Genomic DNA, 12,741 nt, shown 5'->3' with positions numbered 1-12,741 from the left:
GAGGACCTCCGGGCAGCGACTGGGCAGTCCGGGCGGCTCCCGGACGCGCCCGGAGATCCTACTTCACCAGCGCCAGCTTGTGCACTCTCACTTCGCCGGCAGCGCGGGTCTCGCAGAGGAAAACGCCCGAGGCCGTGTCCGCGCCGCGCGCGTCCTTGCCGTCCCAGACGATCTCGTGGTGCCCGGCGGTGAGTCGCTCGTCCACCAGGGTGCGGACCAGGCGGCCGCGCAGATCGTAGATCCTCAGCGCCACGGCGGTGGCCCGCGGCAGGTCGAGCGCGATGGTGGTGATCGGGTTGAACGGATTGGGGTAGGGCCGCACGCGGAGGACCGCGTCGGGGGCCACGCCAGGCGGCGGCGGGGGGGCGTCGCCGAAGTACTGGAGGATGTCGTCGAGGACGACCGTGCGGGCGTTCTGCCCCGGCGGCGGCACCCAGCCGGGATCGGTGTAAAGGAAGGTCAGGTCGTAGGGCAGGAGGGCGACCACCGCGTCGTTGGCCAGGTGGTGGCGCAGCGTGGCTGCCGCGTACTCGTAGACGCCGGAGTTGCCGACCGGGTCGGTGAATTCGGCCAGGCGGCTTGTCTCGGCCAGGGTGGTCACGGCGTCGAAGGTGTTGATCGCGAGGCAGCCGCCGTAGGCGACCCAGCGGTCCGCGGTCACGAGGACCCCGTTGCCCGGCATGGTGCGTACCAGCGGTGCGGTCTGGTTGTCGATGTACGGGCGTAGATTCCGATCCACCAGGGCGACCCCGAGCCCGTCATGCAGGAACTGCTGCCCCTGGCTGCCCGACCCGGCCAGACTGCTGGCCACGTTGTCGCCGCAGAGCAGCAGATGCTTGCCGCCGCGATCCAGCCAGGCCGAGAGGACGCCGATGTCGTCGGAAGGATCGCGCTCGAAATCGCCGTTGCCCAGGAGGAAGGCGACTTGATCGCCGGCGGTGTAGAGGACGATGTCGTAGCCGTCGAGGACCGTCGCGGTGGCGCGGCCGCCCAGGCCGTTGCCCACGCCGGAAGACGGGCTGTTGGTGCAGAAGAGGTCGTAGTTCTTCCCCTCCTCGCGCCGGATCATGGCCAGCGTCTCCCACCAGATCTGCTGCGCTGCAGGGTCGTCGGTGTCGTTCCAGAGCAGGACGCCGGGCTGGTCGCCAGGCACGTCGTCGAACACGGTGGGCAGGGCGCGGACCGTGAAGAGGTTGTCGTAGTGGACCGGTTCAGTGAAGCGCGTGAAGCCCGCGGTGTCGGCGGGCAGGATGGCGGTGCCGATGTCGCCGGCCGCGTCGTCGCGGGCCTCGAGGTAGTAATGGATCACGTCGCCGGGGTAGAAGAACCCGCTGTCGGGCAGGTCGAAGCACCAGCGGTTCACCAGAGGCGTGTGGCCATCGAGGAAGACCGAGTCGGCTGCGACCCAGCCGGTGACCAGGTCGGCGCGGTAGAGGCCGTCTTCGACCAGCGAGAAGTTCTCCGGCAGCATGCGGACGTCGCGGAACAGCGGGTTGGCCTTCATGCGCACGTGGACCGTGGGCCGGTCGAGGAGGACGGCGCCGGCGCGGATGGTGCCGGCGGTGAAGACCACCGAATCGCCGGAGTCGTTGCGGAGGTCCTGGGCGGGGCTGATGTTGCGCGCCATGTCGCAGCGCACCGCGTTGCGCGCCAGGTCTGTGAAGTCCAGCGCGCCGGCGGCGGGGAAGCCGTCGTTGAGCAGCTCGGTGGCGACGGCCGAGAGGCCCGGCCCCGCCGTGGCGTAGGCCACGAACTGGACGTTGTCGAAATAGGGCGCCGGCGTGCCGTCGGATCCGTCCACGCCGATCAGGTAGCCGAGCTCGACGGCGCGCAGCCCCACCTGCACGTGGGTGACGCCGGGCACGAGCTGGTCGGTGACCGGCTCGCGATGGATCCGGTAGCCCGGGTCGCCGTAGTAGAGCCCGTTCTGGTCGCGCCAGGGCGCGGTCGCGAGATCCGCGGGATCGCCGGTGTCCACCGACCGCACCTTCCACTGGTAGAAGATCCCGGCCGAGTCGTCGAAGAGCTGCTCGTGACCGTAGGCGCCGAACTGGAGATACGCGGCGTCGGCCCCGGCAGGCCAGGCCATGACCGGGCTCTGCAGCAGGTTGTCGAGGTGGAACTCGGGGCCGAGGAGGCCGCCCGAGTTGTTGACGATGTAGCCGCCTGGGCCGTAGCACCAGGTGATGCACATGGTGCCACCGGTGCCCGGCACCACCTGGCCGTCGTCGATGAAGGCGGGCTGGACGGTGTAGTTGGAGATGCATGGGTCCGCGTCCTGCAGGAACATGTAAAGCCTGGCGAAATCGCCCACGCCGCCCTCGGCGGCGGGCAGCCAGCGCTCGCTGGTCTGGTCCTCGAAGTCCTCCAGGTCGACGACCGACCCGTCCACCACGACCTCGACATCGTCGAGATGGCAGGCGCCGTCCGTGTCCACCAGGCCGTCCTCGTCGCTGCCGCCCAGGTCCGAGAGCACGCGCACCCGGAGCTGGATGAGGTCGCCGTCCGGCCCGGCGTAGTCGGCCGGTTCGAGGCTGAATGTCTCGTCCACCGCCACGGTCTGCAGCCCGTCGTAGGACTGTAGCGTCTGCCACTCGCCGCCGCGGTGGACCTGGAGCAGGACCGCGTCGTACACCGGCTCCACGTCGACCCGGAGCGCGGCACGCCAGACGACCGTGCTCGTGAGCGCGGGATCGGCGACCTGGTGGCTGAAGACGAGGTTCTGGTGCCAGCCGTTGCCGTAGCCGCGGTCACCGTCGGGAAACACCCGGCCGCACCACTGCGAGTAGAGGCCCACGAGCGGGGCGACGTCGCTGATCTGCCAGAAGGATTCGGGATCGTCGGTGGCGTCGATGTGGGTCCAGCCCTGCCAGTCGGGCTCGCCGTTTAAATTCTCGAAACGGCCGTCGAGGCGGTCGGGGCCGCCGAGCAGATAGGTGGTGTCTGCATCCACGCGCGACCCGGTGGCCAGCCGGCCGAAGCGCACGGCGGCGGTGTCGCCGTCGAGCAACAGGGGGCGCTCGGTGGCGGTGGCCAGGCCGGCGAGGAGCGATAGCAATAGCAGGCCGGGAACGGCGATTCGGTGCAGCAACTCAGGTCCCTCCGACCAGTTGTGACGAGCATGCGCCGGACAGTGGCGATTTCTGAGTATACCGGATCGAGAATAGGACTTCAATGCGGCCGGAAGGCGCCGTCGCGCCCGCTACCCCCGCCGCCGCAGCCGATCCAGCAGCACCGCCCCGAGGATCACCAGCCCCAGCACCACCTTCTGGGTGTAGCTCTCCACGTTGGTCAGGTTCATGCCGTTCTGGATCACGGCGATGATGAAGGCGCCGATGAGGGTGCCCAGCACGCGCCCCTCGCCGCCGGCCAGGCTGGTGCCGCCCACCACCACGGCGGCGATGACGTACAGCTCGTACATCAGCCCGTAGGTGGGGGCGCCGCTCTTGAGCTGGCTGGCCATGACCACGCCGCCGAGCCCGGCGAGCACGCCGCACAGCGCGTAGACGAAGAGCAGCACCGCGCCGGTGCGCACGCCGGCCAGCCGCGCCGCCTCCTGGTTGCCGCCCACGGCGTACACGTAGCGGCCCAGCGCGGTGCGCGCCATGAGCAGGTGGGCCGCCGCGTAGAGCACGAGCATGAGCCACACCGCCCAGGGCACGCCCAGCATGGGATCGGCGCCGCGGCCGAGGGTGGTGAAGGCGTCGGGGGCGTCGTAGATGGGGCGCCCGCGCGCGACGATGTACGCCGCGCCGCTGGCCACCTGCATCATGGCCAGGGTGGCGATGAACGGCGGCAGTCGGAACCGCACCACCATGGCGCCCGAGAACAGGCCCGCCAGACCGCAGAGCAGCATGGCGCCCAGGGCTGCCACGAAGAGCACGCCCGGGCCGGCCGCCTGGCCGCCCAGCCGCTGGATCAGCCAGGCGCAGACCACGGCCGACAGCGCGATGAGCGACCCCACCGAGAGGTCGATACCCGCGGTGATGATCACCAGCGTCATGCCCACGGCGACGATGGCGATCACCGCGATCTGGCCCGCCACGTTGCGCAGGTTGTCGGCGAGCAGGAAGGTGGGCCAGCGGTAGGGTCGCGGCGCGAGGACCTCGGCGGCGGCCAGGTCGGGCAGGGTGGCCTGGATCGACCGCACCGCGGGCAGGGTGCCCTGGAGGGTGAGGAGCCAGCGATGCGGGGCCGGGGTCGTGGCCTGGGTCTCACAGGCGGCGCGCAGCTCGGGGGGGCTGCCGGCGACGGAGGCCACGCTGGTGAAGCCGGCGGTGTGGAGGCGGTCGGTGAGGTCGGCGAGGAAGGCGCGGTCCTGCTCGCTGTCGCGGGCCAGGACGAGGATCGCGTCGGCGTGGTCGGCCCGGTCGGCGAGCGCGCGGCTCAGCTCGCGGGCGGCGCGCGCACCGGTGGGGTGCTGGTCCTGGAGCGTGAGCAGAGAGAAGAGCACGCCGAGCAGGACGAGGACGCCGAGCATGCCGTGACCCGAGAGGTGGCGGCGCAGGCGCTGGAGCGCGGTGGGGGCTTCAGTGGCCATGGGCTTCCTCGGCCACGGCCAGCGACAGGATGTCGGCCTGGGTGGCGGTGGCGGGGTCGGTGATCTCGCCGGTGAGCCGGCCCTCGTGCATGACCAGGATGCGGTCGCAGAGGCCCAGCACCTCGGGCAGCTCGCTGCTGATCGTCACGATGGCCTTGCCGGCCCGGGCCAGGTCGCCGATCAGCCGGTGGATGTCGTGCTTGGCGCCCACGTCGATGCCGCGGGTGGGCTCGTCGACCACCACGACCCGCGCGTCGCGTTCGAGCCAGCGGGCGATCAGGAGCTTCTGCTGGTTGCCGCCGGAGAGCTCGCCCGCGCGCTGCTGCGGGCTGGCGAGCTTGATGCCCAGCCGGTCGACATGGCCGGCGAAGGCGCGGGCCTCGTGCGCCAGGTCGAGCCAACCGCCGCGGGACCAGCGGTCGAGGTTGCCGAGGGCGAAGTTCTCGCGCGCCGGCAGGCCCAGGACCAGGCCCTGGCCCTTGCGGTCCTCGGTCAGGAACGCCAGGCCGGCCCGAATGGCGGCGCGGGGGCTGCCCGGCGGCACGAGGCGACCATCCACCTCGACCGTACCCGTGGCCCGGCGGTCGGCGCCGCAGATTAGGCGCATCAGCTCGGTGCGGCCGGCACCCACCAGGCCGGCCAGGCCGAGGACCTCGCCGGCGCGCACGTTGAAGGTGGCCGGTGCGACCGGGCCGCCCGCCACGCCGTGGACGGCGAGGACCGGCTCGCCGAGCGTCACCTGACGTGGCGGAAATTCCTGGTCGAGGGGGCGCCCTACCATGAGTTCGATGAGCCGGCGGCGGTCCATCGCACCGGCGTCCCAGACGCCGAGCAGGGCGCCGTCGCGCATGACGGCGATGCGGTCGGCCAGGCGGGCCACCTCGTCGAGGCGGTGGCTGATGAAGACCAGGCCCAGGCCCTGGCTCCGGAGCTCGTCGAGGACGGCGAACAGGCGCTCGGTCTCGCGAGGGGTGAGCGCGGCGGTGGGCTCGTCCAGGATCAGGACGCGCGCCTCGGCGAGCAGGGCGCGGGCGATCTCCACGAGCTGGCGGCGGGCGAGGTCGAGGCGGGCGACGGAGGTGTCGGGATCGATGGCGCAGCCCAGGCGGTCGAGCACCGCACGGGCGCGTCGGCGCTCGTCGGCCGCCTGCAGCGGTCGCAACAGGCTGGGCTCGCGGCCGAGGAAGAGGTTGTCGCGGACGGTGAGGCCGGGGACCTGGCTGAGTTCCTGGTAGATCACCGCGACCCCGGAGCGGGCCACCTGCGCCGGCGGCAGGCCGGTGATGTCGCGGCCGGCCAGCTCCACCCGGCCAGAGTCGGGTCGATGGGCGCCCGAGATCACCTTGATGAGCGTGCTCTTGCCGGCGCCGTTCTCGCCCACCAGCGCCACGACCTCGCCGGCGTGCACCGCGAGGTCGGCGCCGGCCACGGCCACGGTGCCGGGGAAGGTCTTGCGCACGCCCGCGAGGCGCAGCAGCGGTTCCGGGTTACCGGTCGGCATCATCGCCGGTGTAGAGCTGGCACGGGATGAGCTGCGCGGGCGGCACGGTCTGGCCCGCGAGGTAGGCCGCCACAGCGGCGATGGTCACGCGGCCGATCTCCCGCGGCTGCTGGACCACGTCGGCGTGGATCTTGCCGGCGCGGATGGCCGCGCGCGCCTCGGGCACCGCGTCGAAGCCCACGATGACGATCTGGCCCAGCTTGCCCGCCTTCTCCACGGCGGCCAGCGCGCCCAGTGCGCTGTCGTCGTTGATGCCGAAGATGGCGTCCAGCCCGGGGTGGGCCTGCAGGATGTCCTCGGCGGTGCGGAACGCCATGTCCTTGGTGCCGCGGCCGGGGAGCTTGGCCACCACGCGCAGGCCCTCGTGTTTGGCCAGTTCCTCCTCGAAGCCGGCCACGCGCTGGATCACCGACTCCACCTCGGGGTGGTCGATGATGGCCACCTCGCCGGCGCCGCCGAGCGCTTCGGCCACGGCCTGGGCGGCGAGGCGCCCGCCGGCCACGTTGTCGCTGGCGATGTGGCTCACGACCCGGGCCTGGTCGGCCAGCACGGCGATGTCGGCGGTGAACACGGGGATGCCCGCGGTGTTGGCGGCCTCGACCGCGGTGCCGATGGAGCGCGAGTCGCAGGGGCAGAGCACGATGGCGTCGACCTTGCGGACCAGGAAGTTCTCGAGCTGGTCCTTCTGGCGGGCGACGTCGAATTCGCCGGCCTGGATCAGGAGCTGGTAACCGTGCTGCTCGGCCTCGGCCGTGAGGCCGGCTTCCAGGTCCTGGTAGAAGGGGTGGGTGCGGGTCAGGAGGGAGACGCCGATGACCGCCGTGGGGGCGGTGTCGTCGCGGGAGCTGGACCCGCCGTCGCCGCTGCAGCCGACGAAAAACAGGGTGCAGGCGGCGAGGATCATGACGAGGGTCAGCTGTCGGGACATCGCGGTCTCCTGGCTGGGGGCGGGCTCGAACTCTGGGCAACGCTAGCACCCTGGTGGCCATATCTCAATAGGGGGCATGACTGCACGGTCGATCCGCTCGCGGTCGAATTGGTCGCGCGCTCGCAACCAGGAAGCGTTCTCCGCGTATGCCTCGAGTTCCGACTCGCGACCCCGCCTCCATCCGGGAGACCGCCCCATGCGCCACGTTTTCCTCGCTGCCATCCTGCTGCTCGCCGGACTGCTGCCGGCAGCGGCCCAGGCCGCCGGCCCCGCCCGGCCCCCGCTCACCCTCGAACTGGAGGAGCTCTGGCGCGCCGGCGGCGATCAGGACGAACTCTTGATCGGCCTGCCCGTGGAGGCCGTGGCCGATGCCGAGGGCCGCGTCTACCTGGCCGACCAGCAGCTCTGCCGGGTGGACGTCTTTGGCCCCGACGGCACCTTCGAGGGCACCCTCAGCCGCGAGGGCGAGGGACCCGGCGAGGTGCGCGGCCCGGTCGATCTGGTGCTCTTGCCGGACGGCACCATCGGTATCGCCGAGTTCTTCCCCGGCAAGCTGGTGAAAGTGACCCGCGACGACCTGCCGGCGGGCGAGATCACCATCGACGTCAGCGGTGGCCAGACCGGTGGCTTCACCATGCAGACCATGGCCGACGCCGCGGGCGAACACCTGTTGGTGGCCGGCTCGCGCTCGGTGCCCAAGGACCGCGTGCTCGAACGCACCCACTTCCTGGCGATGATCGACCACGAGGGCCGCGAGGTCGCCCGCTTCGCCGAGCAGGTGGCCGAGATCCAGCGCCCCCACTCGGTGGTCCACGAGGACGACTTCCTGCCCTGCTTCCCCCTGGCCAGCACCCTCGGCCCCGACGGCCGCGTCTACGCGCCACGCCGCCGCGACCACTACGAGGTGTCGGTCTTCCGGCCCGACGGCACTCTCGAGCGAGTGATCGAGCGCCCCGGCTTCGTCACCTGGCCGCGCACCGATCGCGACACCAACCGCGTGCTCACCCTCTTCCACGCCTGGGCCAGCCCCAACCCCGAGACCTGGCCCGAGTTCGATCTCGAGGACAACGAACGCGCCATCACCGCGCTGCACGTCGATGGCCGCGGCCGCCTCTGGGTGCAGCACAGCCGCAGCAACCGCGACCAGCCCGACGGCGTCTTCCTCACCATGGACGTCTACGACCCCGCCGGCCGCTGGCTGCGCGAGGTGAGTCTCGCCTGCGAGGGCAACTCCATCAGCGACGGCGTCCGTTTCCTGCGCGACGGCCGCGTGCTCCTGATCAAGGGGTTCGTCCTGGCGCGCCTCGCCTGTCTCGGCGGCGCCATGGCCACCTTCGGCGAGGATGACGCCGACACGGTGGAGATCGTCTGCTATCGTCTTCCCGATTTCGACTGAACCGCAACCCGCACGGTGGAGGAGCCCACATGACCCTCGATCGACGTGATTTCCTGAAGATCTCCGCGACCGCAATGGCGGCCGGCGCCCTGCTCCCCGGTGCGGCCGCCGCGGCGTTCACCCCGCTGCGCGCCGAGAAGAAGCTGCGCCTGCTCGTGCTCGGCGGCACGCGTTTCCTCGGTCCGGCCTTCGTGGAGGAGGCGCTCCTGCGCGGCCACGAGGTCACGCTGTTCAACCGCGGCAAGAGCGCGCCCGACATGTTCCGCGACCTGGAGCAGCTCCGCGGCGACCGCAACGGCGAGCTGGACGCCCTGCGCGGGCGCAACTGGGACGCCGTGGTCGACACCAGCGGCTACATCCCGCGCCACGTCAAGGAATCGGCCGAGCTGCTGGCGGACCAGGTCGACCACTACGTCTTCATCTCCACCATCTCGGTCTACGGCGACTGGGACGAGATCGGCATGAGCGAGGAGTCGGCCGTGGGCGTCCTCGACGATCCCGCCACCGAGGACATCACTGCCGAGACCTACGGTCCGCTGAAGGCCCTCTGCGAGCAGGCCGCCGAGCGCGCCATGCCCGGCCGCGTCTGGAACGTTCGGCCCGGCCTGATCGTGGGCCCGCGCGACCGCAGCGACCGCTTCACCTACTGGCCGGTGCGCGTCGAGCGCGGCGGCGAGGTGCTGGCGCCCCACGCGCCCACCGAACAGGTGCAGCTCATCGACGTGCGCGACCTCGCCGAGTGGCTGGTCGACGGCGTCGAGCGCCGCCTCACCGGCGTGATGAACGCCGACTCGCCTCCTGGCGAGCTGTCCCTGGGCGAGCTGCTCGAGACGTGCCGCAAGGTCACCGGCAGCGACGCAACCTTCACCTGGGTCGGCCGCGACTTCCTGGCCGAGCACGAGGTCGCCGCCTGGAGCGACCTGCCCTGCTGGATTCCCACCAACGAGGAGGCCAGCGTCGGCACCCTGCGCGTGGACCGCGCCCTGGCCGCCGGGTTGCGTCTGCGCCCGCTGAGCGAGACCGTGCGCGACACGCTGGCGTGGTGGGCCGACGAACCGGCCGAGCGGCGCGAGAAGCCCATGCGTTCGGGGCTCGAGGCTGCGCGGGAGGCGGAATTGCTGGCGGCTTGGCAGGCCTCTCGCTGAAGCAACGATTCAGGAGCGACCAGATGGCAACGGCCGGGCCGGTTTGACCGGTCCGGCCGTCCCTGCTAAGCTCATGGGCGAAGATCGCGCGGAATCTCGCTCGCCTGTCATCGCCGAGATCGTTGGAGGGACGTCATGCACCAGCCGAGTCGCCTGTCCTTTAGCTTGCTCACTATCCTCTGTTGCCTCGCCTCGTCGGCTCTGGCCGTCGATCCCCCCGCCGACCCCGGCGAGGCAGTCCTCTGCATCTACACCGGCTGGGACGAGGAGACGGGGCCCGCCGGCGCCGACATCCAGTACGAGGCGCCGCAGATCTTCACCAGCTATCCGTTCTACATCGTGATGTACTACCCGCGCGGGAAGTACCAGCGGCTCGGCGCCTTCGAGTTCTCCCTGAAGTTCGACAACGCCGGGCACGAACTGATCCAGAACCAGCATGCGGTCTTCGTCTCCGAGCTCTGGTGCCCGGGTCAGGAGAGCATCGTCAACGTCGCCGAGGGGAGCTTCAATTACATCATCGGCATCCAGTACCCCTATATCCACGGTGGCGACCCCGTGGTCCTGCTGGCGGCCGAGATCATGTTCCTGAACCTCCAGAGCCTGTCGCACGTCTTCGTCTACTGCCAGGAGGCCGTACCGCCGTCGATCCCCGGCCAGATGAGCTACGTGGATCGCGGCGACGACGGGAACATCCTGCGTATGCTCCCCAACAACGCCGCCCACGATCTGGACACGCCTGTCTTCGCCTGGAGTGGCGCCGTGTCTGTGGAGTCGCGCACCTGGTCCGACGTCAAGACGCTCTTTACCGACTAGCGCGACATCGAGTAGGGAGCCGCCGCCGGCCCCGTCCCCCGCGTGGTGACGGGGTCGGCGCTCATCCGGAAGAGCAGCTCGCCACCGGCCATCACCTCGGCATGGCTGATCCAGTTGCGGTCGAGCGCCTCGCCGTTCAGCGTCACCTCGCGCACGTAGACCTGCTCCGGACCCTGGTTCTCGGCCACCACCATGAACGTGCGGCCGCCGCCCAGGTCGAGCACCGCCCGCTCGACGCACGGGCTGCCCAGCACGTACTGGTTGCTGCCCGGCGCCACGGGGTAGAAACCCAGCGCGCTGAAGACGTACCACGCGGACATCTGCCCGCAGTCGTCGTTGCCGCAGAGGCCGTCGGGGCCGGGGCGGTACATGGCGGCCAGGATCTGGCGCACGCGCGCCTGGGCGCGCCAGGGCTGGCCGGTGTAGCAGGGCAGGTAGGGCACGTGGTGGCTGGGCTCGTTGCCGTGGACGTAGTTGCCGATCATCCCGTGGCGGGTGATGTCCTCGTTGTGGGCGATGGCCTCGTCGGCCACCGTCATGGTGAACAGCCCGTCGACCCACTGGTCGAGGCGCTCAGGCCCGCCGATGAGGTCGGCGAACCCGAGGACGTCGTGGGGCACGTAGAGCGAGTAGTTCCAGGCGTTGCCCTCGATGTAGCCCTGGCCGTGGGTGGCCATGGGGTCGAAGCCGGCGGGGAAGCCACCGTCGGCGTTACGGGCGCGCAGGAAGCCGGTCTCGGGGTCGAAGAGGTGGCGCCACGAGGCGGCGCGGCGGTCGAACTCGTCGGCCACGTCGTGGCGGCCCATGGCCCGCGCCATTCGCGCGATGGTCCAGTCGTCGTAGGCGTACTCGAGCGTCTTGGCGGCGGCGGCATGCTGGCGGTCGGCGGGAACCCAGCCCAGTCGCATGTAGTCGCCGAGGCCGTCGTAGCGCGCCCAGCTCGCGCTCCGGACCATGGCGTCCAGCGCGGCGTCGGGATCGAAGCCGCCGATCCCCTTGAGGTAGGCGTCGGCGATCACCGGCACGGCGTGGTAGCCGATCATGCACCAGTTCTCGTTGGCGTGGTGCGACCACACCGGCAGGACGCCGTGGACGCTCTGCTCTTGATGCGCCAGCAGCGAGCGCACCATGTCGCCGGTGCGCGCCGGCTGCAGGATGGTCAACAGTGGATGCTGCGCGCGGTAGGTGTCCCAGAGCGAGAAGATGGTGTAGTCGGTCCAGCCGTCGGCCCGGTGGACGGCCTGGTCGAGGCCGCGGTACCGGCCGTCGACGTCGCCGTAGACCACGGGCGCCAGGTGGCAGTGGTAGAGCGCGGTGTAGAAGCTCGTGAGGACGTCGGGGTCGGCGGTCACCCGGATGCGGCCCAGCTCTTCATGCCAGCGGCGGCCGGTGGCCGCGCGGATGGCGTCGAAGTCCCAGCCGGGGGCCTCGGCGGCGAGATTGGCCAGCGCGCCGGCCACCGAGACGCCGGAGAGCGCGACCTTGACAACGATGGGCTCGTCCGCGCCGGTGGCGAAGTCGAGGTGGCACTTGAGGGCGCGGCCGGCGCGCTCGGGGAAGTCTTGGTCCTCGTCGAACTTGCGCCAGAAGCCGCGGTAGGGTGTGGACTCCTCGTTGCGCAGGCCGTAGGAGCGCACCGGTTTGCTCACCGCCAGCGCGAAGTAGACGGTGCGGGTGCGCGCCCAGCCGGTGGTCTGCCGCCAGCCGGTCAGCAGCGTGTCGCTCTCCATGCGCACCGACGACCAGACGGTCTTGCCGGGGAAGTCGTAGATGTTGGCGGTCAGGTCGAGGACGAGGTGGGCCTGGTCGGTGGCCGGGAAGGTGTAGCGATGCACGCCCACGCGCTCGGTGGCGGAGAGCTCGGCGGTGACCCCGCTGTCGGCGAGGCGGACGCGGTAGTAGCCCGGCTCGGCGTGCTCGTCGGCGTGGTCGAAGCGCGAGCGGTAGCCCCGGTCGGGGTCGGCGGCGGGGCCGGGTTCGAGCTGGAGCTCGCCCACCGTGGGCATGAGCAGGAGGTCGCCCAGGTCCGAGTGGCCGGTGCCGTTGAAGTGGGTGTGGGCGAAGCCGACGATGGTGCTGTCGCCGTACTGGTAGCCCGCGCAGTAGCGGTAGGCGTCGGGATTGTAGCCGTCGCCGTGGCTGTAGGGGACCAGGTCGGTCTGGGGGCTGAGCTGGACCAGGCCGAAGGGGGCCGCGGCGCCGGGGAAGGTGTGGCCCATCTGGTCGGTGCCGACGAAGGGGTCGACGTGCGTCGTGACCGGCTGGGCGACAGCCGTGGCGGCTGCCAGGAGGGTGGCGAGGAGGAGGTGGCGCATGGCGGGCTCCGGGGCATGGAGGGGAATTGTCTTGAATGTAGGTCGGCTGATTCTGTACCATCGGCCGTCCGGGGGGAAGGTTTTTGGGGATGAGGCTGGGGAC

The 12,741-nt window shown here is 71.0% G+C and carries 8 protein-coding genes; 3 read left to right on the top strand and 5 right to left on the bottom strand.

All coding sequences use genetic code 11. The annotated features are described in order from the left end of the window. Nucleotides 1-58: 58 nt before the first annotated feature. The 4 genes from IFSED24_RS08120 to IFSED24_RS08105 all read right to left on the bottom strand — a co-directional run bounded on the left by IFSED24_RS08120 (nt 59) and on the right by IFSED24_RS08105 (nt 6,969). A complete protein-coding gene (locus IFSED24_RS08120; RefSeq protein WP_491334716.1) occupies nt 59-3,091 on the bottom strand; it encodes a FlgD immunoglobulin-like domain containing protein in 3,033 nt (1,010 codons plus the stop codon). Nucleotides 3,092-3,202: 111 nt separating this feature from the next. Then, a complete protein-coding gene (locus IFSED24_RS08115; protein ID WP_491334715.1) occupies nt 3,203-4,540 on the bottom strand; it encodes an ABC transporter permease in 1,338 nt (445 codons plus the stop codon). Next, a complete protein-coding gene (locus IFSED24_RS08110; RefSeq protein WP_491334714.1) occupies nt 4,530-6,044 on the bottom strand; it encodes a sugar ABC transporter ATP-binding protein in 1,515 nt (504 codons plus the stop codon). Before IFSED24_RS08110 ends, IFSED24_RS08115 begins: the two co-directional genes overlap by 11 nt. Next, nucleotides 6,028-6,969, bottom strand: coding sequence for a substrate-binding domain-containing protein (locus tag IFSED24_RS08105; RefSeq protein ID WP_491334713.1), 942 nt, complete (start codon nt 6,967-6,969; stop codon nt 6,028-6,030). Before IFSED24_RS08105 ends, IFSED24_RS08110 begins: the two co-directional genes overlap by 17 nt. A 196-nt stretch (nt 6,970-7,165) precedes the next feature. Here IFSED24_RS08105 and IFSED24_RS08100 point away from each other — a divergent pair, with 196 nt between their 5' ends. The 3 genes from IFSED24_RS08100 to IFSED24_RS08090 all read left to right on the top strand — a co-directional run bounded on the left by IFSED24_RS08100 (nt 7,166) and on the right by IFSED24_RS08090 (nt 10,323). Then, nucleotides 7,166-8,365, top strand: a complete 1,200-nt coding sequence (locus IFSED24_RS08100) for an NHL repeat-containing protein (protein WP_491334712.1) — start codon at nt 7,166-7,168, stop codon at nt 8,363-8,365. Between the two features lie 29 nt (nt 8,366-8,394). Then, nucleotides 8,395-9,510 carry an NAD-dependent epimerase/dehydratase family protein gene (locus IFSED24_RS08095; protein ID WP_491334711.1) on the top strand — a complete coding sequence of 372 codons (1,116 nt, stop codon included), beginning with the start codon at nt 8,395-8,397 and terminating at the stop codon, nt 9,508-9,510. Between the two features lie 135 nt (nt 9,511-9,645). Next, the gene (locus tag IFSED24_RS08090) at nt 9,646-10,323 is read left to right on the top strand and encodes a hypothetical protein (RefSeq protein WP_491334710.1); all 678 of its coding nucleotides are present in this window, start codon (nt 9,646-9,648) and stop codon (nt 10,321-10,323) included. Here the strand turns inward: IFSED24_RS08090 and IFSED24_RS08085 are convergent. Beyond that, nucleotides 10,320-12,638 (bottom strand): GH92 family glycosyl hydrolase, encoded by a 2,319-nt coding sequence (locus tag IFSED24_RS08085; RefSeq protein WP_491334709.1) that lies wholly within the window; start codon nt 12,636-12,638, stop codon nt 10,320-10,322. The two genes, IFSED24_RS08090 and IFSED24_RS08085, sit on opposite strands and share 4 nt — an antisense overlap. Between the last annotated feature and the right edge of the window lie 103 nt (nt 12,639-12,741).

This window comes from Candidatus Latescibacter sp. IFSED24, from assembly GCF_058273205.1.
The sequence above is the reverse complement of the archived record's forward strand: the minus strand, read 5'-3'. Positions and strand labels throughout refer to the sequence as shown.

What these genes read in the sequence shown, in the direction of transcription:
- IFSED24_RS08110 (WP_491334714.1), bottom strand. Translation starts at nt 6,044, where the DNA reads ATGATGCCGACCGGTAACCCGGAACCGCTGCTGCGCCTCGCGGGCGTG.
- IFSED24_RS08100 (WP_491334712.1), top strand. Translation starts at nt 7,166, where the DNA reads ATGCGCCACGTTTTCCTCGCTGCCATCCTGCTGCTCGCCGGACTGCTG.
- IFSED24_RS08085 (WP_491334709.1), bottom strand. Translation starts at nt 12,638, where the DNA reads ATGCGCCACCTCCTCCTCGCCACCCTCCTGGCAGCCGCCACGGCTGTC.
- IFSED24_RS08090 (WP_491334710.1), top strand. Translation starts at nt 9,646, where the DNA reads ATGCACCAGCCGAGTCGCCTGTCCTTTAGCTTGCTCACTATCCTCTGT.
- IFSED24_RS08115 (WP_491334715.1), bottom strand. Translation starts at nt 4,540, where the DNA reads ATGGCCACTGAAGCCCCCACCGCGCTCCAGCGCCTGCGCCGCCACCTC.
- IFSED24_RS08105 (WP_491334713.1), bottom strand. Translation starts at nt 6,969, where the DNA reads ATGTCCCGACAGCTGACCCTCGTCATGATCCTCGCCGCCTGCACCCTG.
- IFSED24_RS08095 (WP_491334711.1), top strand. Translation starts at nt 8,395, where the DNA reads ATGACCCTCGATCGACGTGATTTCCTGAAGATCTCCGCGACCGCAATG.